The organism is Pseudomonas palmensis (genome assembly GCF_017848315.1).
In the GTDB taxonomy this organism is placed as follows: Bacteria; Pseudomonadota; Gammaproteobacteria; order Pseudomonadales; family Pseudomonadaceae; genus Aquipseudomonas; species Aquipseudomonas palmensis.
Map to the genome: position 1 here is coordinate 1 of NZ_JAFKEC010000049.1, position 20,475 is coordinate 20,475.

The following is a 20,475-nucleotide window of genomic DNA, read 5'->3' on the forward strand; positions in this document are numbered from 1 at the left end:
GGTCGTAGTTGATGCTCTGGTAGCTGAACGGGATCGGTGCCCACAGCACCCAGCTGTCCTTGGCTGCCAGCAACTCGCGGATGTACGGGCTCTTGTAGTTGGCCTCCAGCGGGAACTCGCCGCCGAAGGTGGTCTCGGGGTAGCGCTTGAGGGCGGGGAAGTACCATTCGCCGTCGTAACGCACCGCCAGCGGCTTGTCGTTGGCGATCAGCTCGGCGCCCAGGCTCAGCCCGAACAGGATCAGGAACAGCCACAGCGACCACCAGCCACGGCGGTTGGCCTTGAAGCGTTCGAAGCGGCGGCGGTTGAGAGGGGATAGGGTCATCTCAGTGCTCCCGGCTGTCGAAGTCGATACGCGGATCGACCAGGGTGTAGGTCAGGTCACCGATCAGCTTCACCACCAGGCCCAGCAGGGTGAAGATGAACAGCGTGCCGAACACCACCGGGTAGTCGCGGTTGATGGCCGCCTCGAAGCTCATCAGGCCCAGGCCGTCGAGGGAGAAGATCACCTCCACCAGCAGCGAGCCGGTGAAGAAGATGCCGATGAATGCCGAGGGGAAGCCCGCGATCACCAGCAGCATCGCGTTGCGAAACACGTGCCCGTAGAGCACCCGGTTGGGGCTCAGGCCCTTGGCCTTGGCGGTGATCACATACTGCTTGTTGATCTCGTCGAGGAAGCTGTTCTTGGTCAGCAGGGTCATGGTGGCGAAGTTGCCGATCACCAGCGCGGTCACCGGCAGGGTCAGGTGCCAGAAGTAATCGAGGATCTTGCCCGTGGTGCTCAGTTCATCGAAGTTGTTCGAGGTGAGCCCGCGCAAGGGGAACCAGTCCAGGTAGCTGCCGCCGGCAAACAGCACGATCAGCAGGATGGCGAACAGGAATGCCGGGATCGCATAGCCGACGATGATGGCCGAGCTGGTCCACACGTCGAAGTGGCTGCCGTGCCGGGTAGCCTTGGCGATGCCCAGGGGGATCGACACCAGGTACATGATCAGCGTGCTCCACAGCCCCAGCGAGATCGACACCGGCATCTTCTCGGCAATCAGGTCGATGACCTTGGCGTCGCGGAAGAAGCTGTCGCCGAAATCCAGCCGGGCGTAGTTCTTGATCATGATCCACAGGCGTTCCGGCGCCGGCTTGTCGAAGCCGTACATGCGCTCGATTTCCTTGACCAGGGCAGGGTCCAGGCCCTGGGCGCCACGGTAGTTGGAGCCGGCCACGGATACTTCCGAACCGCCACCGGCGATGCGGCTGGTGGCGCCGTCGAAGCCCTCGAGCTTGGCGATCATCTGTTCCACCGGGCCGCCGGGCGCGGCCTGGATGATCACGAAGTTGATGATCAGGATACCCAGCAGGGTGGGGATGATCAGCAACAGGCGGCGAAAGATATAGGCCAGCATGTCAAGGTGCCTCGCCCGCTGGGGCAGCATCGGCTGGGGCGGCGTCTGCGGCCCCCGGCACCACCGGTTTCACATCCGGCTTGATCCACCAGGTGTTGATGCCGATGTCGTACTTGGGCGGCGTGGCCGGGTGGCCGATATGGTTCCAGTACGCCACGCGCCAGGTCTTGATGTGCCAGTTGGGTACCACGTAGTAGCCCCACTGCAGCACGCGGTCCAGGGCACGGGTGTGTTCGATCAGGCTCTGGCGCGAGTCGGCATTGATCAGGCCGTCCACCAGGGTGTCCACGGCCGGGTCCTTGAGGCCCATGAAGTTGCGGCTGCCGGGCTTGTCGGCGCTGGCGCTCTGCCAGAACTCGCGTTGCTCGTTGCCCGGCGAGTTGGATTGCGGGAAGCCGCCCACGATCATGTCGAAGTCGCGCGAGCGCAGGCGGTTGATGTACTCCGATACGTCCACCCGGCGAATGTTCAGCTCGATGCCCAGGTCGGCCAGGTTGCGCTTGTAGGGCAGCAGGATGCGCTCGAACTCGGTCTGGGCGAGCAGAAACTCGATCACCACCGGCTTGCCCTGGGCATCCACCATCTTGTCGTCCTGGATGCGCCAGCCGGCTTCCTGCAGCAGCTTGTAGGCCTGGCGTTGCTGCTCGCGGATCATGCCGCTGCCATCGGTGACCGGGTTCTTGAACGCTTCGGTGAACACCTTGTCGGGGATCTGCCCGCGCAGCGGTTCCAGCACTTTCAGTTCGGCCGCATCCGGCAGGCCGCTGGCCGCCATGTCGGAGTTTTCGAAGTAGCTGGTGGTGCGGGTGTAGGCGCCATTGAACAGCTGCTTGTTGGTCCACTCGAAGTCCAGCAGCAGGCTCAGTGCCTCACGCACGCGCACGTCCTGGAAGATCGGGCGGCGCAGGTTGAACACGAAGCCCTGCATGCCGGTCGGGTTGCCGTTGGCGATCTCTTCGCGGATCAGGCGGTTCTGGCGAACTGCCGGGATGTTGTAGGCGGTGGCCCAGTTCTTGGCGCTGACCTCCAGCCAGTAGTCGAACTGGCCGGCCTTGAGCGCCTCGAGCGCCACGGTGTTGTCGCGGTAGTAGTCGACGCGAATGGTGTCGAAGTTGTAGAAGCCGAGGTTGATCGGCAGGTCCTTGCCCCAGTAGTCGGGGTCGCGCACGTAGCGGACCGAGCGCCCGGCCTTGACCTCGGCGACCTTGTACGGCCCGCTGCCCAGGGGGATCTCCAGGTTGCCTTTGGTGAAGTCGCGGGTGGCCCACCAGTGCTTGGGCAGCACCGGCAACTGGCCGAGGATCAGCGGCAGTTCACGGTTGCCCTTGTGCTTGAACTTGAACAGCACACGCAGCGGGTCTTCGGCGATCACTTCGTCGACGTCGGCATAGTAGGCGCGGTAAAGCGGTGCGCCGCTGGTGACCAGGGTGTTGAAGGTGAACACGACGTCTTCGGCACGAACCGGATGGCCATCCTGAAAGCGCGCCTCGGGGCGCAGGTAGAAGCGCACCCAGCTGTTGTCGGGGGCTTTTTCGATCTGCCTGGCCAGCAGCCCGTATTCGGTGAATGGCTCATCAAGGCTGTTGCGCGCCAGGGTGTCGTATACCAGATCGATGTTGTCGGCCGGCACGCCCTTGTTGATGAAGGGGTTGAGGCTGTCGAAGCTGCCGGAGCCGTTGACGCGAAAGGTGCCGCCCTTGGGCGCGTCGGGGTTCACATAGTCGAAATGCTTGAAGTTGGCCGGGTACTTGGGCGCTTCGTCGTAGAGGGTCACTGCATGTTGCGGGGCGGCCAGGGCCTGAAAGCTCAGGCTGGCCAGCAGCAGGCCGCCTGCGATCAGGCGCAGGCACGGCAATGGCATCATTGGGCGTTCTCCGTGGGCTTGAGCCACCAGCTGTTCAGCCCCAGGGTGTAGGGCGGCGTGGCGACAAAGGCAAACCGGTTGCGGTAGGCCAGGCGGTGATAGTCGAGATACCAGTTGGGAACCATGTAGTGCTGCCATAGCAGCACTCGATCGAGGGCGCGCGCCGCAGCCACCTGGTCGTCGCGGCTCTGTGCATTGAGCAGGGACTCTAGCAGGTGGTCGACCACCGGGCTCTTCACGCCCGCGTAATTCTTGCTGCCTTTGGTGGCGGCCTGGCTGGAATGAAAATACAGCCACTGCTCAAGGCCCGGGCTCAGGGTCTGGTTCAGGGTCATCAGAATCATGTCGAAATCAAATTGGTCCAGCCGTTGTTTGTACTGGGCCCGGTCTACCGTGCGCAAGCGCGCGTCGATACCGATGCTGGCAAGATTTTCGACATAAGGTTGCAGGATCCGCTCCAGGTTCGGGTTCACCAGCAGAATTTCCAGCTTCAGCGGCTGCCCGTTGCTGTTGAGCAGGCGCTGGCCGCTGAGCTTCCAGCCTGCCTGGCCGAGCAGGCTGAGGGCCTGGCGCAGGGTATCGCGGTCGATACCGCGCCCGTTGGTCTTGCCCACGCTGTAGGGCTGGGTGAACAGGGCGGCAGGCAGTTGGTCGCGGTACGGCGCCAGCAGCAGCCACTCCTTGCCCACCGGCAGGCCGGTGGCGCTGAACTCGCTGTTGGGGTAGTAACTGCTGGCGCGCTTGTAGGCGCTGCTGAACAGGGTGCGGTTGGTCCATTCGAAGTCCAGCATCAGGCCCAGCGCCTGGCGCACGCGGTCGTCGCTGAAGGCGGCGCGCCGGCTGTTCATGAACAACCCCTGAGTCTGGGTCGGGATCTGGTGGGCGATCTGCGCCTGGATCACCTGGCCACGACGCACAGCGGGGAAGTTGTAGCCGGTGGCCCAGTTCTTGGCCTGGTGCTCGATGTAGACATCGAACTCACCCGCCTTGAAGGCCTCGAAGGCCACATCGCTGTCGCGGTAGAACTCGAACTCGACGCGGTCGAAGTTGTACTTGCCGCGGTTGACTGCCAGGTCCTTGCCCCAGTAGTCCTTGACCCGCTCGAACACCAGGCTTCGACCTGGCTGTACCTGGGTGATGCGGTACGGGCCGCTGCCCAGTGGCGGTTCAAAGGTAGTGGCCTTGAAATCGCGGCCTTTCCAGTAATGCTGGGGCAGCACCGGCATTTCGCCCAGGCGCAAGATCAGCAGCGGGTTGCCGGCACGCTTGAACACGAAGCGGATGCGCTTGGGGTTGAGGATGTCGACTCGCTGCACTTCCTGCAGGTTGGTGCGGTAGAGCGGGTGGCCTTCCTTGAGCAGGGTGCGGTAGGAGAACGCCACGTCGGCGGCGGTGATCGGCCGGCCATCGTGAAAGCGTGCCTCGGGACGCAGGTTGAACACCACCCAGCTGCGGTCTTCGCTGTACTCCACCGAACGGGCGATCAGCCCGTAGCTGGAGGTGGCTTCATCGCCGGAGGGGTCGCGCTGGCCGGTGCCCACCATCAGGGTCTCGTTCAGCTCGTTCACCCCGTACTGCAGGAAGTTGGGCGTGGTGACCGGGCTTGAGCCCTTGAAGGTATAGGGGTTGAGGGTATCGAACGTGCCGAATGCCATGGCGCGCAAGGTGCCGCCTTTGGGCGCTTGCGGGTTTACCCAATCGAAATGGGTGAACTTGGCTGGGTACTTGAGCGTGCCGAACTGGGCGTAACCGTGACTTTCGCTGATGGTCGCACCCGCGGGAAAGCTCAAGGCCAGGCTGAATGACAGCAACAGGAGGGGACGTATCAAGTCGGCGATCCGATCCGGGCTTGGGCTTTATTCCGGCTACAGTAACAGCTTGTATCGGCAGGAAAAAGAGCAGCCCCGGAGATCGCCGGGGCCGCGGCCAGGCAGGCCTGGCCCGGGTCTCAGTGCGGCAGGTAGACGGTGAGGGTCTGGCCGGGCTTGAGGGCGTGGCCGCTGCGCGGATTCCAGCGCTTGAGATGCTGCATTTCAACGTTGAAACGCTTGGCCACCATGTACAGCGAATCGCCTTTGCGCACCTTGTACTGGGTAGGCTTCTTCTGGTTGGCGGCCGCGCTGGCAGGCTGCGCACCTTGCATCACCAGGGTCTGGCCGACCTTGAGGTTGTTGCCGCGCAGCTTGTTCCAGCGCTGCAGGTCCTTGACGCTGACCTTGTTGGCCCGGGCGATGCTGCCCAGGTTGTCGCCACGCTTGACCCGGTAGCGGCTGTTGCGCACCGGCGTCGAGGCTTCGGCCAGGGCTGCCTCGAATACCGCCTTTTTCGGCTGCAGGCTGAGCAGCTCTTCGGGCTTCATGTTCGACAGGCTGGTGGTCAGCAGTTGCGCCTTGGCGGTGGGTACCAGCAATTGCTGCGGGCCGTCCACGGTCATGCGTTTCTTGAAGGCCGGGTTGAGCTGGAACAGCTCGTCTTCGTCGATCTCGGCCAGTGCGGCGACCCGCGACAGGTCGAGCCGGTCCTTGATCGCCACGGCTTCGAAGTAGGGTTCGTTGGCAATCGGGTTGAGGTTCACGCCATACGCCTGCGGGGTCAGCACCACCTGCGACAGGGCCAGCAGCTTTGGCACGTAGTCGCGGGTTTCCTTGGGCAGCGGCAGGTTCCAGTAGTCGGTTGGCAGGCCGAGCTTCTCGTTGCGCTCGATGGCGCGGCTGACCGTGCCTTCACCGGCGTTGTAGGCCGCCAGGGCCAGTAGCCAGTCGCCGTTGAACATGTCGTGCAGGCGGGTCAGGTAGTCCAGCGCCGCGTTGGTCGAGGCGGTGATGTCGCGACGGCCATCGTAGAAGCGCGTCTGGCGCAGGTTGAAGTAGCGCCCGGTCGACGGGATGAACTGCCACAGGCCCACCGCGTGGGCGCGGGAATAGGCCATCGGGTTGTAGGCACTTTCGATTGCCGGCAGCAGGGCCAGCTCCAGCGGCATGTCGCGCTCTTCAAGACGCTCGACGATGTAGTGGATGTACAGGCTGCCGCGGTCGCCGGCGCCTTCTAGGAACGAAGGGTTGCTGGCGAACCACAGGCGCTGCTGCTCGATGCGCGGGTTCACCGCAATGCCGTCCTGCAACTGGAAGCCCTGGCGCATGCGTTCCCAGACGTCCTGGGCCACGGCTGGCTCGACCGGCTTCTTGTCATGCACGAAGATCGGTTTCTGCTTGATCCGCGCCTGGAAGTTGTGCGCGCGAACGCTATCGGATTCATCGACCTGGCGCGTGCTCTGGCAGCCCACGAGGGTGGCGGCCAGGGCCAGCGCACTGGCTTGGGCCAGGCGCGTCAGGGCAACGGAATTGAAGGTTCTGCGGCTAGGGGACGACATTGGCTGGGGGAAAGTTCCGGGCAAAAATGTCGGGCGATTCTAGAAAGGCACCCCCCATCGGTCAACCTTTGAGAATTTTCCGACCTTCACAGCGCCTGTTTAGAACGTGTCTTTCCAGGCCCGCAACCCTGCAAAAACAGCACTGGGCGTAGGGTTTATGCGGCCCACCCGTTCGTCTATTTTTTGTTTAACGGATGTTTCTGCTGCCCGCAAAAACGGGTTGGTCAGCTTCTCCAGCGCGATGGTGGAGGGCAAAGTGATGCGATCCTGCGCGCGCAGTGCGGTAACGTCTTCGAAGCGTTGGATAACGTGCGGGTTCTGCGGCTCGACCGCACAGGCAAAGCGCAGGTTGCTCAGGGTGTATTCGTGGGCGCAATACACCTGGGTGGCCGCCGGCAGCGCTGCCAGGCGCTCCAGCGAGTGGTGCATCTGCTCCGGCGTGCCCTCGAACAGGCGTCCGCAGCCGGCGGCGAACAGCGTGTCGCCACAGAACAGCATCGGCAACTGCGGCTGGGCACAGTAATAGGCGATGTGCCCCAGGGTGTGGCCGGGTACGGCGAACACCTGGAACTCAAGCCCCAGTACCTCGAGGCTGTCATTGTCGTTCAGGGCCTGGTCGCGGGCGGGTATGCGTTCGTTGGCCGGGCCGCTGACGCGGGCGCCGGTGTGCGCCTTGAGCTGCTCAACGCCGCCCACATGGTCGTGGTGGTGATGGGTGATCAGAATGTCGGTCAGTTGCCAGTCGGCATGCGCCTGCAGCCAGGCCAGCACGGGGGCGGCATCGCCCGGGTCGACCACCGCACAGCGCTGGTTCACGGCATCTTGTAACAACCAGATGTAGTTATCACTGAAAGCGGGCAGGGCCTGTATCTGTATCATCGTGCGATTCGCCAAACGGTGGACATGGGTGCATCTTAGTAGCTATGTGCGTTGTCGAGAACCTTCCAAGGGAGACAGCAATGACCGATCAAGCCTTTGCCCAGGCCGACCCGCAGTGGCTCGAGCTGATCAGCCAGGCGCGCGAGTGGTTCGCCGGCCCGCTGGGCCAGCAGCTGCTCGCCGGGGAGCAGCGCCTGCTCGAAGAGGAGCTGGGGCGCTTCTTCGGTGGCTACCTGGTGCATTACGGCCCTTGCGCCGAGGCACCGCCCAATGCCCCGCAGGTGCAACGCAACGTGCGCCTGGGGGCGCCGCTGCCGGGCGTCGAGATCGTGTGCGAAGAGCAGGCCTGGCCCCTGAGCGAGCACGCCGCCGACGTGGTGGTGCTGCAGCACGGGCTGGACTTCAGCCTCTCGCCCCACGGCCTGCTGCGCGAGGCGGCCAGCAGCGTGCGCCCTGGCGGGCACCTGCTGATCGTCGGGATCAACCCCTGGAGCACCTGGGGCCTGCGCCGGGTGTTTGCCCATGATGCGTTGCGCAAGGCGCGCTGCATCTCGCCGTCGCGGGTGGGCGACTGGCTCAACCTGCTGGGCTTCGCGCTGGAGAAACGCCGCTTCGGGTGCTATCGTCCGCCGCTTGCCTCGCCGGCCTGGCAGGCACGGTTGTCTGGCTGGGAGCGTGCTGCCGGGCGCTGGCAGATATCCGGTGGCGGTGTGTACGTGCTGGTGGCGCGCAAGATGGTGGTGGGCCTGCGCCCGCTGCGCCAGGTGCGCCGCGAGCCGATGGGCAAGCTGCTGCCGTTGCCGATGGCCAAGGTCAACCGGCGCACGCCTCACCCCGAGGGCCGCACCTTCAATGATGAATAAAGGCTGTACATGAGCGAAAGCGTCGAAAGCGTCGAGATCTACACCGATGGTGCCTGCAAGGGCAATCCTGGCCTGGGCGGCTGGGGCGCGCTGCTGGTCTGCAAGGGCGTCGAAAAGGAGCTGTGGGGCGGCGAGCGCGAAACCACCAACAACCGCATGGAACTGATGGCCGCCATCAAGGGCCTCGAGGCGCTCAAGCGCCAGTGTGATGTGCTGCTGGTAACCGACTCGCAATACGTGATGAAAGGCATCACCGAGTGGATGGTCAACTGGAAGAAGCGTGGCTGGAAGACCGCCGCCAAGGAGCCGGTCAAGAACGCCGACCTGTGGCAGCAGCTCGACGAACAGGTCAACCGCCACAACGTGAAATGGCAGTGGGTGCGCGGGCACGTCGGCCACGCCGGCAACGAGCGTGCCGACCAGCTGGCCAACCGCGGCGTCGACGATCTGCGCAAGCAACGCTGAACCCTCCCTTTAGCGAATTCGCCACATCCTGCCCCGGGTGAGGTAAAATTCGCCGCTTTCAATATTCAGGCAGTACGCGGCAGGAGATGACCGACGTGGAGATGCAGAACAACAGGTCGGTAGTGCTCGACACCGAAACCACCGGCATGCCGGTGGCCGATGGTCACCGCATCATCGAGATCGGCTGTATCGAGCTGGTCGGCCGGCGCATGACCGGACGCAATTTCCACGTGTACCTGCAGCCCGACCGCGAAAGCGACGAAGGCGCGATCGGGGTGCACGGCATCACCGACGAATTCCTGGTGGGCAAGCCGCGTTTCGCCGAAATCGCCGACGAGTTCTTCGAGTACATCAAGGGCGCGCGGCTGATCATCCACAACGCGGCGTTCGACGTTGGTTTCATCAACAACGAATTCGCCATGCTCGGCCAGCACGATCGCGCCGATATCGCACAGCACTGCGAGGTGCTCGACACCCTGCTGATGGCCCGCGAGCGTCACCCGGGCCAGCGCAACAGCCTCGATGCCTTGTGCAAACGCTATGGCGTAGACAACTCCGGCCGCGAACTGCACGGCGCGTTGCTCGACTCCGAGTTGCTGGCGGACGTGTTCCTGGCCATGACCGGCGGCCAGACCAGCCTGTCACTGGCCGGCAGCGACAGCGAGGGCGAAGGCCAGTCCAGCCAGGGCAGCGAGATCCGTCGGCTGGTGGGGCGTCAGCCGGGGCGCATCATCCCGGCCACCGAGGCAGAGCTGCAAGCGCACATGGCGCGCCTTGAAGCAGTGGCAAAATCCACCGGTGGCCCGGCCTTGTGGCAGCAACTGCTCGAGGCCCGCTGAAGCAAATCCCGCCGCGTACCTGGCGCCGACCTTCTACCCTGAAATGAACGGCCTCACGGCCTGTCGCTCAGAAGGTGCCGGCGCCCATGTACAAGGACCTCAAGTTTCCGATACTCATCGTGCACCGCGATATCAAGGCCGACAGTGTGGCCGGTGATCGCGTGCGCGGCATTGCCCAGGAACTGGCCCAGGACGGCTTTACCATTCTGCCGGCGGTGGACTACGCCGAGGGCCGCCTGGTAGCGGCCACCCACCACGGCCTGGCCTGCATGCTGATTGCGGCCGAAGGCGCGGGGGAAAACACCCACCTGCTGCAGAACATGGTCGAGTTGATCCGCCTGGCGCGGGTGCGCGCACCGCACTTGCCGATCTTCGCACTGGGCGAGCAGGTGACCCTGGAGAACGCGCCGGCCGACGCCATGAGCGAACTGAACCAGTTGCGCGGCATCCTTTACCTGTTCGAAGACACCGTGCCGTTTCTGGCCCGGCAAGTGGCGCGGGCGGCGCACAACTACCTGGACGGCCTGCTGCCGCCGTTCTTCAAGGCCCTGGTGCAGCACACCGCGCAATCGAACTACTCCTGGCACACGCCGGGCCATGGCGGTGGCGTGGCGTATCGCAAGAGCCCGGTGGGCCAGGCGTTTCACCAGTTCTTCGGCGAGAACACCCTGCGTTCGGACCTGTCGGTGTCGGTGCCGGAGCTGGGTTCGCTGCTCGACCATACCGGCCCCCTGGCGGCGGCCGAAGCGCGTGCGGCGCGCAACTTCGGCGCCGACCACACCTTCTTCGTGATCAACGGCACTTCCACCGCCAACAAGATCGTCTGGCACTCGATGGTCGGGCGTGACGACCTGGTGCTGGTGGATCGCAACTGTCACAAGTCGGTGCTGCACGCAATCATCATGACCGGCGCAATCCCCCTGTACCTGTGTCCGGAGCGCAACGAGCTGGGCATCATCGGCCCCATCCCGCTGAGCGAGTTCAGCCGCGAGGCGATCCAGGCCAAGATCGCGGCCAACCCGCTGGCCGCAGGGCGCGAGCCGCGGGTGAAGATGGCGGTGGTGACCAACTCCACCTATGACGGGCTGTGCTACAACGCCGAGATGATCAAGCAGGTGTTGGGCAACAGTGTCGAGGTGCTGCATTTCGACGAGGCCTGGTACGCCTACGCGGCGTTTCATGAATTCTTTGCCGGGCGTTACGCCATGGGTACTTCGCGCAGTGCCGACAGCCCGTTGGTGTTCAGCACCCATTCCACCCACAAGCTGCTGGCCGCGTTCAGCCAGGCCTCGATGATCCACGTGCAGGACGGCGGTGCACGCCAGCTCGACCGTGATCGATTCAACGAGGCGTTCATGATGCATATCTCCACCTCGCCGCAGTACAGCATTCTGGCCTCGCTGGACGTGTCGTCGGCGATGATGGAAGGCCCGGCTGGGCGCTCGCTGCTGCAGGAAATGTTCGACGAGGCGCTGAGCTTCCGGCGTGCGCTGGCCAACCTGCGCGAGCACCTGGCCGACGACGACTGGTGGTTCAGTATCTGGCAACCGCCGCAGGTGGGTGGCATTCACCGCGTGGCGACCGAGGACTGGCTGCTGCAACCCCAGGCCGAATGGCACGGTTTTGGCGATGTGAGCGAAGACTACGTGCTGCTCGACCCGATCAAGGTCACGCTGGTGATGCCGGGGCTGGATGCGGGCGGCAGCCTGGGCGAGCATGGTATTCCTGCGGCAGTGGTCAGCAAGTTCCTGTGGGAGCGCGGGCTGGTGGTGGAGAAGACCGGCCTGTATTCGTTTCTGGTGCTGTTCTCGATGGGGATCACCAAGGGCAAGTGGAGCACCTTGCTCACCGAACTGCTGGAGTTCAAGCGCAACTACGACGCCAATACCGCGCTGCTGCAGAGCCTGCCGTGCGTGGCGCAGCTGGACCCGTTGCGCTACCACGGTATGGGCCTGCGCGACCTGTGCGAGCAGTTGCACGAATGCTACCGCGCCAACGCCACGGCCAAGCAGCTCAAGCGCTTGTACACGCGTTTGCCCGAGGTGGTGATGAAGCCGGGGGATGCGTATGACAAGCTGGTGCGCGGCGAGGTCGAGGCGGTGCCGATCGAGCGCCTGATCGGGCGGGTGGCGGCGGTGATGCTGGTGCCGTACCCGCCGGGGATTCCGTTGATCATGCCCGGGGAGCGGTTTACCGAGTCGACGCGCTCGATCATCGACTACCTGGGCTTTGCACGGGCGTTCGACCGTGGGTTCCCCGGGTTTGTGGCCGATGTGCACGGGCTGCAGCATGAGGTGGGGGACGTGTATACGGTGGATTGCATCCGCGAATGAGGGATGGTTTGTGCTGGCCGCTTCGCCGGCCTTGCCGGCGAAGCCTTCACCGCAACTGTTGCGTACTCACCACGTGCCCGAAATGATGCCGCCACAGGCTCACCCCCAACTGCCCCGAGCGATCCAGCGACGACCCTACCGTGAGGTCGCTGATCAGGGTCGGCTGCAGCCCCGCATCAAACAGCGCGAACCCCGCCGCCAGCACGCAGGTGTCGGTCTGTATGCCGCACACCAGCACGCGCTCGGGGTTCAATTGCCTGAGGTAATCCAGCATCTCGGCCGTCGGGGCGTAGCCATGCTTGATGAAGATACGATCTGCCGCCACCAGGCTCTGGTCGTGCGCCGCCGGTTGCCAGCCCAGCTGACGTTGAAACGGGGTCACCGATTCATCATGGCGCTCCACGCTCGCCACCGACGGCATGCGGCCGATCAGTGATGTTATGCCGTCTACCAGCCATTGCGGCGGGTTGAACGAGGGTTGTACGTCGATAATCAGCAGTACCTGGCGCATGGAAGGCCCTATGGAAGTTCAAGGCCGGGCGATTGTAACCCCCGGCCTTGCACAGATGCTAAAATCCGCCGCTTGAAACCTGGAGATAGACGCGTGCGCAAAGTGGCGGTGGTAATGGCAGTGCTGGCCCTGGCCGGCTGTGACAACGATGCCGAACGGGTACACAAGCAGGTTGCCGAGCATCTGGATAACCCGAAGACGGCCAAGTTCGCCAACGTGCGATTCAACAAGCAGGGCGATATCTGCGGCCAGTTCCGTGGCAAGGACGCGGCCGGTGTGTTCCAGCCTTACCGCAGCTACGTGGCCATCAAGCAGGGCGACGACTACCAGATCATCATCGACGAAACCGGCGGCGACCTGCGCATCCGCGAAATCTGCGGTGGTGCCGACCTGCAGCGCCGTGCCGATGCCCTGGCCGACCAGCCCGCGCCCGAAGGCTGGGACGTCGAGATCATCCAGGGCCCGAACATGGGCGCCCTCAGCGACATGACCGCGCGCCTGATCGAAAAACAGATTCCATCCTCGGTGGTGTACCGCGACGGCAAGCCGGTGGTACTGCTGGGCCCTTACCCGACCAAAGAGGAGGCCCTGGCCAGCAAGAACGATGTGATGGCGCGCCTGGGTACCGATTCGGTGGTCATCCAGCACGGCGCCGAGCGCTAGCCAGCACGCGGCGGCGCCTCTTACACTCACGGCTTGTCTTCAAGGATGAGCCGTCATGAGTGATTCGCCCTTCGCCATTACCCTTCAACGTTGTACCGAACAGCACGTCGAGGGGCTCACGGCCCTGTACAACCACCCGCAGGTGGCGCGGCAGGTGCTGCAGATGCCGTATCAGAGCGCCGACCTGTGGCGCAAACGCATCGCCACCGACAACGAACGAATGGTGTTTCTGGTGGCCTTACATCAAGGCGAGGTGATCGGCAGCTGTACGCTCGAGCAGTTCATACGTGTACGTCGCGGTCATTGCGGCGGCATCGGCATGGGCGTCGCCCCGGCCTGGCAAGGGCAGGGGGTGGGCACACGGCTGTTGTCGGCGGTGCTCGAGGTGGCGGACAACTGGATGGGCCTGCAGCGCGTCGAACTCACTGTTTACGCCGATAACCAGCCGGCACTGGCGCTGTACCGGCGCCACGGCTTCGAGGTGGAAGGGCATTTGCGCGACTATGCTTTACGTGACGGTGTGTTCACCGATGCCTGCAGCATGGCGCGCCTGCGACGGCGCGAGGGTTAGAGGAGGGGGCTTATGTCCACACTGGAGCGAGCCATTGCGGTTGCCGCCAGGGCCCATGAAGGGCAGCAGGACAAGGGCGGCACTGCGTATATCCTGCACCCGTTGCGGGTGATGCTGAGGGTGCAGACCACCGAACAGCGCATCGTCGCGGTGCTGCACGACGTGCTTGAAGATACCAGCATGAGCTTGTCGGACCTGGCCCGCGAAGGCTTCGCCCTGAAGATACTGGCGGCGGTGCAGGCGCTGAGCCGGCGCGATGACGAAAGCTACGAGGCCTTCGTCGCGCGGCTGGGCAGCGACCCGCTGGCACGGGTGGTAAAGCTTGCCGACCTTGCCGACAACAGCGACCTTTCGCGCATCGCCATGCCCGGCCCCGAAGACATCGCGCGCCTGCAGCGCTATCAGCAGGCCAGCGCCTACCTGCAGGCGCTGGCCTGAACGCTGGCGCTTTCGATCACCCGTGCCAGGCGCTGCATCGCCGCATCGATGGCTTCGCCACTGAACCCACCCAGGCCGAGCACCAGCCCGGGCCTGCCGTGCGGCCCCGCATACATGGGGGATACCGCGCGCACCACCACCCCGGCCTCTGCGGCCTGGTCCGCTACCTGCCTGTCGTCGATACCTGCTGCCAGCCACAGCACCAGGTGCATGCCCTGGTCGGTCGGTTGCAGCCAGGCCAGCTCAGGCTCCAGCCAGCGCGCCACCGCTTCGTTCACCTGGCGGTGGATGGTGGCGTACACACCGCGGATGCGGCGGATGTGCCGGTCCAGATGGCCTTCGTTGATGAAGGCCGCCAGTACCTGCTGGTCGGCGTTGGCCGGATGACGGTCCATCAGCACGCGGGCACCGCAGAAGGCGTCCACCAGGTCCGGCGGCACGATCGCATAGCCCAGGCGCAGTGACGGGAACAGGATCTTGCTGAAGGTGCCCAGGTAGATCACCCGTTCAGGGTCCAGCCCCTGCAACGAGGGGAACGGGTGCCCTGCATAGCGCAACTCGCCGTCGTAGTCGTCCTCGATCACCCATGCATTGTGGGTTCTGGCCCAGCTCAGCAGTGCCTCGCGCCGGGTCATGCTCATCGGCATGCCCAGCGGGTACTGGTGCGAAGAGGTGACGAAGGCGGCGCGGGCGTGGGGGCAGGTGGCGACGGCGTGTTCCACGTCCATGCCCTCGGCGTCCACCGGTACGCGCACCATCTGCCCGCTGTGCCCGGCGCTTTCGAGAATGGCGGTGATACCGCGGTAGGCCGGGTCTTCGACCCAGGCGAAATCGCCGATGTCCAGCAGCACCTGGCAGGCCAGATACAGGCCCTGCTGGGTGCCGGAGGTGATGATCACCTGGCTGGCCTCGCAGCGTACCGAGCGGGATTTGCGCACATAGTCCACCACCGCCTCGCGCAGCTCGATTTCCCCCAGCGGGTCGCCATAGCCGGCAGGGGCACCCGGGCCGCGGGCGCGCACCCGGTTGCCAAGGCGCCGCCAGATATCATCCGGCGCGGCCTTGCCCAGCGGTACCGAGACGGCGAACGGTACCTGGGGTACCTCGCCGAAGCGGCGGGCAAGTTGTGCAAAGCGTTCGATGCGTGCCGAGCTGGCGGCGGGCCGCGCCACACCTGTCGTGTGCGCGGCAGGTGGCTCTTCAAGGCTGTGCGCGACCCGCGTGCCGGCACGGCCGCGGGACTCCAGAAACCCCTCGGCCGTCAGTTGCTCGAACGCCTCGATGGCCGTGCCCCGCGCGATCATCAGCGATCTGGCCAGCATGCGGGTCGAGGGCAGCGCCTCGCCGGGCTTGAGGTCGCCGCGCCGGATCGCCGCACGCAGCGCCTGGGCCAGTTGGCGCCCCAGTTGGCCGCTGCTGCGGTCCAGCGTGCCCAGCGAAGGAATATCCACCACGTTAGCTTTGCGCGCCATGTTTTCTGGTCCAGTCATTTTGTTCGATAGTGGATCTATACCATGGGCCAGTTGCGCCACACAATTTGCCATCGCCCTGTGCCGGATGGATGCAAACCATGTACGTACCGCAGTATTTCAACGAGTCGCGCCCCGAGGTGCTGCATCAGCTGATCATGCAGAACCCGCTGGGTGTATTGGTCAGCCACGGCGAGGGTGGGCTGGATGCCAACCATCTGCCGTTCCACTTCAAGCCGCAGGAGGGCAAGCAGGGGGTGCTGCATGCTCACGTATCGCGGGCCAACCCGCTGTGGCGCGAACTCAAGGATGGCGATGAAGTGCTGGTGATCTTTCGCGGCGCCGATGCCTACATCTCGCCCAACTGGTATCCCAGCAAGCACGAGACCCACAAACAGGTGCCCACCTGGAACTATCAGGTGGTGCACGCCCATGGCCGCGTGACCTTGCACGATGACGAGCACTACGTGCGTGGCCTGGTGGCCCTGCTCACGCGCACCCACGAAGCATCCCAGCCCGTGCCGTGGAAGATGTCCGACGCGCCGAAGGACTACATCCGCGACATGCTCAAGGCCATCGTCGGGCTCGAGATCGAGATCACCCGTCTGGTCGGCAAATTCAAGCTGGGCCAGAACAAGGAGGCGCGGGATATCCAGGGCGCCGCCCAGGGGTTGAAGGCGTCGGGCAAACCAGCAGTGGGCGAAGCCATGTTGAGCGCCACCGGTCACCCCCTGCACGGGCCGGCCTTGCCGGCGAAGTCGCCCGAATGACCGCCGTCTGATCCCACTTGAAAATCGACTTTTCCTACAGAGTCGGCCAGAATCGGCGGCTCGGCTGCGTTATGGCTTTTTGACTGCATCGGTCGAGAGTGGGTGCTTTTGCACCGGCCCGACTTTCCAGCGCAGACGACAGGACATGACCCAGGACGAGTGGTTGAAGGCCAATGCGGCGCGGTTCGGCAGTGACTACGAACGATTGTTCGCCAGCAACGTGCTCAGCCTCGTGGCGGGCATGCGTTACGAGTCGCTGAGTGCGCAATACCCCTTCAAGGACAATGACGGCAAGCAACGCTACTGCGACCTTGTCATCAATGAAGAGGGAGACGTGCGCATCGCCATCGAAATCGATGGCTATGACAAAAGCGGTACGGGCACCGGCATGTCGCACCCCGAGTTCATCGACTGGCAGCGGCGTCAGTCTGCACTCACTTCCCAGGGCTGGCGGGTGCTGCGCTTTGCCAACCGCGACGTCAGGGATCACCCGCAGCGTTGCGCTCGGGATATCAGCGTACTGCTCGATGCCGAGCGAAAAAAAGCCCACGACCTGCTGTCGAGCACGCGCCAGAGCGCCAGCGTGCAGCAGTTGGCGCAGGCGCAGGGCAGCCGGATCAAAGGGCTCAACAAGGAGGTTTCGGTCATGAAGTACACGATCATGTCATTCACTGCGCTGATCGGGGTTCTGATCGTGGTGTTTGCGTTCAAGGGCACCGAGTCGGTTGCAGGCTCTGCCGTGGTCAGCCAGGCAGTGGCGGCGCCGGCGTCACCCGCCACCTTGCAGGGCGCCACCTGCGACAACCCGCTGGACTGGCGTCAGGCCGCCGACCATATCGGGCAGAGCGCTGCGGTGCTGGGCCCGATCATGAAGGTGACCTACAAACCGTCGTCCAGGGGCCAGCCGACCTGGATCGACCTGGGTGCCAGCTTCCCCAGCAAGCGACGGTTGGGGCTGGTGGTATGGGGCGAGCATCGCCCGGCGTTCGCCTCGTTGCTGGCGCAGCCGCTGGAGGGGCGCACGGTGTGCGTGATAGGGCGTATCGAGCAGTACAAGGGCGTGCCGCGTCTGGAGTTGCAGGGCGCCAGTCAGTTCCAGCTGGTCAAGTGATCTTCAGGTGCAGCCTTGGCGTCAAGGCTGCACCGTTATCCCCTCAGCTGGCCTTCTGGCAGTTGCCGGCGATGCTGTAGCCCTCTGCCTGGGCGGCAGATTCGCTGCTGAACTCGACCCGATTCTTTTCGGCAATGCTGTTGTACGACGGGCAGTCCGGGCGGTGGTAGCGCTTCTTGGCCCGGTTGCCGCGCACTTGCCCGGTGGCGTCGGCCACAGTTGCAGCCTTGGTTTTGGCGGGTGCGGCGGGTCTTGCCGGTGAAGCGGCGGTCGTGGCCGTGCCCTTGCCTTGCCCCAGCTCTGCACGCAGGAATATCGGCGCGTGATCGGAGATGTTCGCCCGGCCTTGCTGGTGAGTCATGCCCAGGTGTTTCGGGTAGTCGTACACGCCCACGCTGTTGACCTTCAGCGGCGAGGAATGGCTGACGAAGATATTGTCGTAAAGGTTGGCGAATTTGCCGTCGGTTGTGGACAGCGTGCTGGCGCCTGCGACCACCAGTGGTCTGGCGGCGGCATTGAGCGACTTCCAGGCAGGCGAAGTGGGCGGCATGTTGAAGTCGCCCATCAGCAGGATGTGATTGTTGCCGGGGTAGACTTCCTTCAGCCAGGTCCAGTAGCTCGACAGCGCATCGATTTCCGCGACCCGGTCAGACGGCTTTTTCCCGTACACGATATGCACCGTGGCCACCACGAAATAGGCATTGTCGGTGAGTGACTTGAAGCGCGCGGAGTAGGGCTCGCGCTCGAAGATCTTCTTGCGGTCCAGGTAGGACACCGCACCGTCTTCATAGGCGACCTTGCTGTCCTTCCACACGAAACCATACATTTCCTTGTACGAAGACCTGCCTACCGCATCGGAGGCCATGTGGCTCCAGGGCTCGCCGCTCTGGCGGCTGAGTTCCCTGGCCAGCTTGTCCAGGGCCGCTTCGCTCATCAGCTCCTGCACAGCCAGAAAATCCACATTTTTGGCGACCTTGGCAATGGCCTTGAAGTCCTTGTTGGGGCGGTCGCTCAGGTGTTCCAGGTTCCAGGTGCCGATACGCGTTTCAGCAAACACCTGGCCACACAACAACATCAGCAGCATCACTGCAGCTGCAAGATTCTTGAACATCATTACTTCCAGATTCTACGGATAACACCATCGCCCAGAAGGGCGACAAGTCGGAGCAGGGTGGGCGGGCAGCGCCTGGCGACGGCTTCAGTCTTCCTTGGGCACAACCCAGAAAATCTGCACGCCGCCGTCATCCCGGTAGGCCAGGGTGACGTTGTCGTTTTCGGCGATTTCCTCGAGCAGGGTCTCCCAGTCGGCAGGCGACTCGTGCTCCAGGCGAAAGATCAGCGCCGCGCGGGACTTCTGCGCGGTTGGCGAGTTGATAATTTTCTGAATGCGGATGCCCAGTTGCTCGTAGCTGCTGACGGGCTTGGCGGCAGAGGAGGTGGCCACAGGTACAGGTTCCTTATTTTTGCTGTATGCGCATACAGTATTTTACTGTAAGGTTTTTCGCAACTGCGTGTCGCTCAAAGAACCCATGTGACCACACGGCGCAGGCTTTGCTGCACCGTGGGCAAAATAAAAGTGGCGAGGTTACAAGAGGTTAGGCCGCCCCGCTGTAGGAAGGGCGGCCTGCCGGGCTACTGCACTCAGTATTCCCAGAAGATGCGCTGCAGCTCTTTGCTGTCCTGGGTCTTGGTCAGGGCGACCATGGCCAGGATGCGCGCTTTTTGCGGGTTCAGGTCGTGCGCCACTACCCAGTCGTTCTTGTCGTCAGGCTGCTCGGCGTTGCGCAGCACGAACCCGCCCTGGTTGACGTGGGACGAACGGATGATCTGCACGCCGTTCTTGCGCAGTTCCTGCAGGGCCGGCACTACGCGCGAGGACACCGAACCGTTGCCGGTACCGGCATGGATGATGGCCTTGGCGCCATTTTGCGCCAGGGCCTTGTAGGCGGTGTCGCTGACGTTGCCGTAGCTGTAGGCGATGTCCACGGCAGGCAGGCTGCTGATGGTCTTGATGTCGAATTCCGAATCCATCGTGTGGCGCTTGGCCGGCAGGCGGAACCAGTACGACTTGCCTTCCACGACCATGCCCATCGGGCCCCAGGCGCTCTTGAACGCTTCGGTCTTGATGTTGATCGACTTGCTCACGTCGCGACCGGACTGGATCTCGTCGTTCATGGTCACCAGCACGCCCTTACCGCGCGATTGCTTGTCGCTGGCCACGGCCACGGCGTTGTACAGGTTGAGCATGCCGTCAGCCGACATTGCGGTACCGGGGCGCATGGAGCCCACGACCACGATCGGCTTGTCGGTCTTTTCCACCAGGTTGAGGAAGTAGGCGGTCTCTTCGAGGGTGTCGGTACCGTGGGTGATCACGATGCCGTCCACGTCCTTGCTGTCGGCCAGCTCGGCAACGCGCTTGCCCAGTTGCAGCAGGTTTTCGTTGGTGATGCTTTCGGAGGCGATCTGCATCACCTGCTCGCCGCGTACGTTGGCCAGGTTGGCCAGCTCCGGAACACCGGCAATCAGCTTGTCGACGCCCACCTTGGCGGCTTGATAGGTAGCGCTGTTGGCGGCGCTGGCACCAGCACCGGCAATGGTGCCGCCGGTGGCGAGGATAACCACGTTGGCGAGTTTCTGTTGGGTTTCGGCTTCCTTGGCGTAGGCGCCAGCAGGGAAGAACATGAACAGGGCCAGGGCGGCCGGAGCGAAGGAGTGAAGCGCAGCTTTCATCGTTATTGTTCCTTATGAGTGAAATTGCTGTGTTGCCCACACAAGTTCAGCAGAAAGCGTACCAGTTGCCCAATTAACTGAGCGTTGACGTCAATTCATTGATTTATAAGAAATTTATTTGGGCTTATGCCCCGTGCTGCCCGGCACTGCTTTCGGAAACCCGAATTATTGCGGTGCCAGATGTTCGGTTTTCCGAAGA

At 63.7% G+C, this 20,475-nt stretch carries 19 protein-coding genes and 1 pseudogene; 9 read left to right on the forward strand and 11 right to left on the reverse strand.

Annotation, left to right across the window (positions count from 1 at the left end; genetic code table 11):
* The 6 genes and pseudogenes from JZZ72_RS21170 to gloB all read right to left on the reverse strand — a co-directional run.
* Positions 1 to 325 (reverse strand): annotated as a pseudogene (locus JZZ72_RS21170) (ABC transporter permease); the annotation flags it as partial.
* A gap of 1 nt (position 326) precedes the next feature.
* Positions 327 to 1,400 (reverse strand): microcin C ABC transporter permease YejB, encoded by a 1,074-nt coding sequence (locus tag JZZ72_RS21175; RefSeq protein ID WP_043864486.1) that lies wholly within the window; start codon positions 1,398 to 1,400, stop codon positions 327 to 329.
* Position 1,401: 1 nt separating this feature from the next.
* Positions 1,402 to 3,264, reverse strand: coding sequence for an extracellular solute-binding protein (locus JZZ72_RS21180; protein WP_210015098.1), 1,863 nt, complete (start codon positions 3,262 to 3,264; stop codon positions 1,402 to 1,404).
* Entirely contained in the window at positions 3,261 to 5,093 is a 1,833-nt protein-coding gene (locus tag JZZ72_RS21185) for an extracellular solute-binding protein (protein WP_210015099.1), read from the reverse strand. The genes JZZ72_RS21180 and JZZ72_RS21185 overlap by 4 nt, the downstream gene beginning before the upstream one ends.
* A gap of 119 nt (positions 5,094 to 5,212) precedes the next feature.
* The gene (locus JZZ72_RS21190) at positions 5,213 to 6,634 is read right to left on the reverse strand and encodes a LysM peptidoglycan-binding domain-containing protein (RefSeq protein ID WP_210015100.1); all 1,422 of its coding nucleotides are present in this window, start codon (positions 6,632 to 6,634) and stop codon (positions 5,213 to 5,215) included.
* 99 nt (positions 6,635 to 6,733) lie between these two features.
* Positions 6,734 to 7,513 carry a hydroxyacylglutathione hydrolase gene (gene gloB, locus JZZ72_RS21195; protein WP_100633187.1) on the reverse strand — a complete coding sequence of 260 codons (780 nt, stop codon included), beginning with the start codon at positions 7,511 to 7,513 and terminating at the stop codon, positions 6,734 to 6,736.
* Between the two features lie 80 nt (positions 7,514 to 7,593).
* Here gloB and JZZ72_RS21200 point away from each other — a divergent pair, with 80 nt between their 5' ends.
* The 4 genes from JZZ72_RS21200 (at position 7,594) to JZZ72_RS21215 (ending at position 12,013) form a co-directional block, all read left to right on the forward strand.
* Positions 7,594 to 8,376, forward strand: coding sequence for a class I SAM-dependent methyltransferase (locus JZZ72_RS21200; protein WP_043859727.1), 783 nt, complete (start codon positions 7,594 to 7,596; stop codon positions 8,374 to 8,376).
* A 9-nt stretch (positions 8,377 to 8,385) separates the two neighbouring features.
* Positions 8,386 to 8,841, forward strand: a complete 456-nt coding sequence (gene rnhA / locus JZZ72_RS21205) for a ribonuclease HI (protein ID WP_043859728.1) — start codon at positions 8,386 to 8,388, stop codon at positions 8,839 to 8,841.
* Between the two features lie 86 nt (positions 8,842 to 8,927).
* Positions 8,928 to 9,680 carry a DNA polymerase III subunit epsilon gene (gene dnaQ, locus JZZ72_RS21210; protein ID WP_229589435.1) on the forward strand — a complete coding sequence of 251 codons (753 nt, stop codon included), beginning with the start codon at positions 8,928 to 8,930 and terminating at the stop codon, positions 9,678 to 9,680.
* A gap of 86 nt (positions 9,681 to 9,766) precedes the next feature.
* A complete protein-coding gene (locus JZZ72_RS21215) occupies positions 9,767 to 12,013 on the forward strand; it encodes an Orn/Lys/Arg family decarboxylase (RefSeq protein WP_210015101.1) in 2,247 nt (748 codons plus the stop codon).
* A 46-nt stretch (positions 12,014 to 12,059) separates the two neighbouring features.
* Here JZZ72_RS21215 and JZZ72_RS21220 read toward each other — a convergent pair whose 3' ends face one another.
* A complete protein-coding gene (locus tag JZZ72_RS21220) occupies positions 12,060 to 12,524 on the reverse strand; it encodes a cysteine hydrolase family protein (RefSeq protein ID WP_054915274.1) in 465 nt (154 codons plus the stop codon).
* A gap of 93 nt (positions 12,525 to 12,617) precedes the next feature.
* Here JZZ72_RS21220 and JZZ72_RS21225 point away from each other — a divergent pair, with 93 nt between their 5' ends.
* Genes JZZ72_RS21225 through JZZ72_RS21235 form a run of 3 tightly spaced genes read left to right on the forward strand, consistent with a single transcriptional unit; the run spans position 12,618 to position 14,196 of the window.
* Positions 12,618 to 13,187, forward strand: coding sequence for an SPOR domain-containing protein (locus JZZ72_RS21225; RefSeq protein ID WP_054915273.1), 570 nt, complete (start codon positions 12,618 to 12,620; stop codon positions 13,185 to 13,187).
* A 55-nt stretch (positions 13,188 to 13,242) separates the two neighbouring features.
* Positions 13,243 to 13,758, forward strand: a complete 516-nt coding sequence (locus JZZ72_RS21230; RefSeq protein ID WP_043860822.1) for a GNAT family N-acetyltransferase — start codon at positions 13,243 to 13,245, stop codon at positions 13,756 to 13,758.
* 12 nt (positions 13,759 to 13,770) lie between these two features.
* Positions 13,771 to 14,196 carry an HD domain-containing protein gene (locus tag JZZ72_RS21235; RefSeq protein WP_043860821.1) on the forward strand — a complete coding sequence of 142 codons (426 nt, stop codon included), beginning with the start codon at positions 13,771 to 13,773 and terminating at the stop codon, positions 14,194 to 14,196.
* Here JZZ72_RS21235 and pdxR read toward each other — a convergent pair.
* Positions 14,175 to 15,668, reverse strand: coding sequence for a MocR-like pyridoxine biosynthesis transcription factor PdxR (pdxR, locus tag JZZ72_RS21240; protein ID WP_043860820.1), 1,494 nt, complete (start codon positions 15,666 to 15,668; stop codon positions 14,175 to 14,177). The genes JZZ72_RS21235 and pdxR overlap by 22 nt on opposite strands.
* A gap of 98 nt (positions 15,669 to 15,766) precedes the next feature.
* On the opposite strand from pdxR, the gene JZZ72_RS21245 reads away from it, so the two are divergent.
* Complete coding sequence (locus JZZ72_RS21245; RefSeq protein ID WP_210015102.1) at positions 15,767 to 16,435, forward strand: FMN-binding negative transcriptional regulator; 669 nt, start codon at positions 15,767 to 15,769, stop codon at positions 16,433 to 16,435.
* 145 nt (positions 16,436 to 16,580) lie between these two features.
* Positions 16,581 to 17,546 (forward strand): DUF559 domain-containing protein, encoded by a 966-nt coding sequence (locus JZZ72_RS21250; RefSeq protein ID WP_100633191.1) that lies wholly within the window; start codon positions 16,581 to 16,583, stop codon positions 17,544 to 17,546.
* Between the two features lie 43 nt (positions 17,547 to 17,589).
* Here JZZ72_RS21250 and JZZ72_RS21255 read toward each other — a convergent pair whose 3' ends face one another.
* The 3 genes from JZZ72_RS21255 to JZZ72_RS21265 all read right to left on the reverse strand — a co-directional run bounded on the left by JZZ72_RS21255 (position 17,590) and on the right by JZZ72_RS21265 (position 20,276).
* Positions 17,590 to 18,657 carry an endonuclease/exonuclease/phosphatase family protein gene (locus JZZ72_RS21255; RefSeq protein ID WP_088515221.1) on the reverse strand — a complete coding sequence of 356 codons (1,068 nt, stop codon included), beginning with the start codon at positions 18,655 to 18,657 and terminating at the stop codon, positions 17,590 to 17,592.
* Between the two features lie 87 nt (positions 18,658 to 18,744).
* A complete protein-coding gene (locus JZZ72_RS21260) occupies positions 18,745 to 18,990 on the reverse strand; it encodes a DUF1654 domain-containing protein (RefSeq protein ID WP_043860816.1) in 246 nt (81 codons plus the stop codon).
* Positions 18,991 to 19,187: 197 nt separating this feature from the next.
* Entirely contained in the window at positions 19,188 to 20,276 is a 1,089-nt protein-coding gene (locus JZZ72_RS21265; protein WP_043860815.1) for an asparaginase, read from the reverse strand.
* Positions 20,277 to 20,475: the final 199 nt, after the last annotated feature.

Excerpts from the sequence above, each read along its gene's own strand:
- pdxR (WP_043860820.1), bottom strand. The coding sequence starts at position 15,668 with ATGGCGCGCAAAGCTAACGTGGTGGATATTCCTTCGCTGGGCACGCTG.
- dnaQ (WP_229589435.1), top strand. The coding sequence starts at position 8,928 with ATGACCGACGTGGAGATGCAGAACAACAGGTCGGTAGTGCTCGACACC.
- JZZ72_RS21250 (WP_100633191.1), top strand. The coding sequence starts at position 16,581 with ATGACCCAGGACGAGTGGTTGAAGGCCAATGCGGCGCGGTTCGGCAGT.
- JZZ72_RS21190 (WP_210015100.1), bottom strand. The coding sequence starts at position 6,634 with ATGTCGTCCCCTAGCCGCAGAACCTTCAATTCCGTTGCCCTGACGCGC.
- JZZ72_RS21265 (WP_043860815.1), bottom strand. The coding sequence starts at position 20,276 with ATGAAAGCTGCGCTTCACTCCTTCGCTCCGGCCGCCCTGGCCCTGTTC.
- JZZ72_RS21230 (WP_043860822.1), top strand. The coding sequence starts at position 13,243 with ATGAGTGATTCGCCCTTCGCCATTACCCTTCAACGTTGTACCGAACAG.
- JZZ72_RS21180 (WP_210015098.1), bottom strand. The coding sequence starts at position 3,264 with ATGATGCCATTGCCGTGCCTGCGCCTGATCGCAGGCGGCCTGCTGCTG.
- JZZ72_RS21175 (WP_043864486.1), bottom strand. The coding sequence starts at position 1,400 with ATGCTGGCCTATATCTTTCGCCGCCTGTTGCTGATCATCCCCACCCTG.
- JZZ72_RS21200 (WP_043859727.1), top strand. The coding sequence starts at position 7,594 with ATGACCGATCAAGCCTTTGCCCAGGCCGACCCGCAGTGGCTCGAGCTG.
- JZZ72_RS21245 (WP_210015102.1), top strand. The coding sequence starts at position 15,767 with ATGTACGTACCGCAGTATTTCAACGAGTCGCGCCCCGAGGTGCTGCAT.
- JZZ72_RS21220 (WP_054915274.1), bottom strand. The coding sequence starts at position 12,524 with ATGCGCCAGGTACTGCTGATTATCGACGTACAACCCTCGTTCAACCCG.
- JZZ72_RS21215 (WP_210015101.1), top strand. The coding sequence starts at position 9,767 with ATGTACAAGGACCTCAAGTTTCCGATACTCATCGTGCACCGCGATATC.
- JZZ72_RS21235 (WP_043860821.1), top strand. The coding sequence starts at position 13,771 with ATGTCCACACTGGAGCGAGCCATTGCGGTTGCCGCCAGGGCCCATGAA.
- rnhA (WP_043859728.1), top strand. The coding sequence starts at position 8,386 with ATGAGCGAAAGCGTCGAAAGCGTCGAGATCTACACCGATGGTGCCTGC.
- gloB (WP_100633187.1), bottom strand. The coding sequence starts at position 7,513 with ATGATACAGATACAGGCCCTGCCCGCTTTCAGTGATAACTACATCTGG.
- JZZ72_RS21255 (WP_088515221.1), bottom strand. The coding sequence starts at position 18,657 with ATGTTCAAGAATCTTGCAGCTGCAGTGATGCTGCTGATGTTGTTGTGT.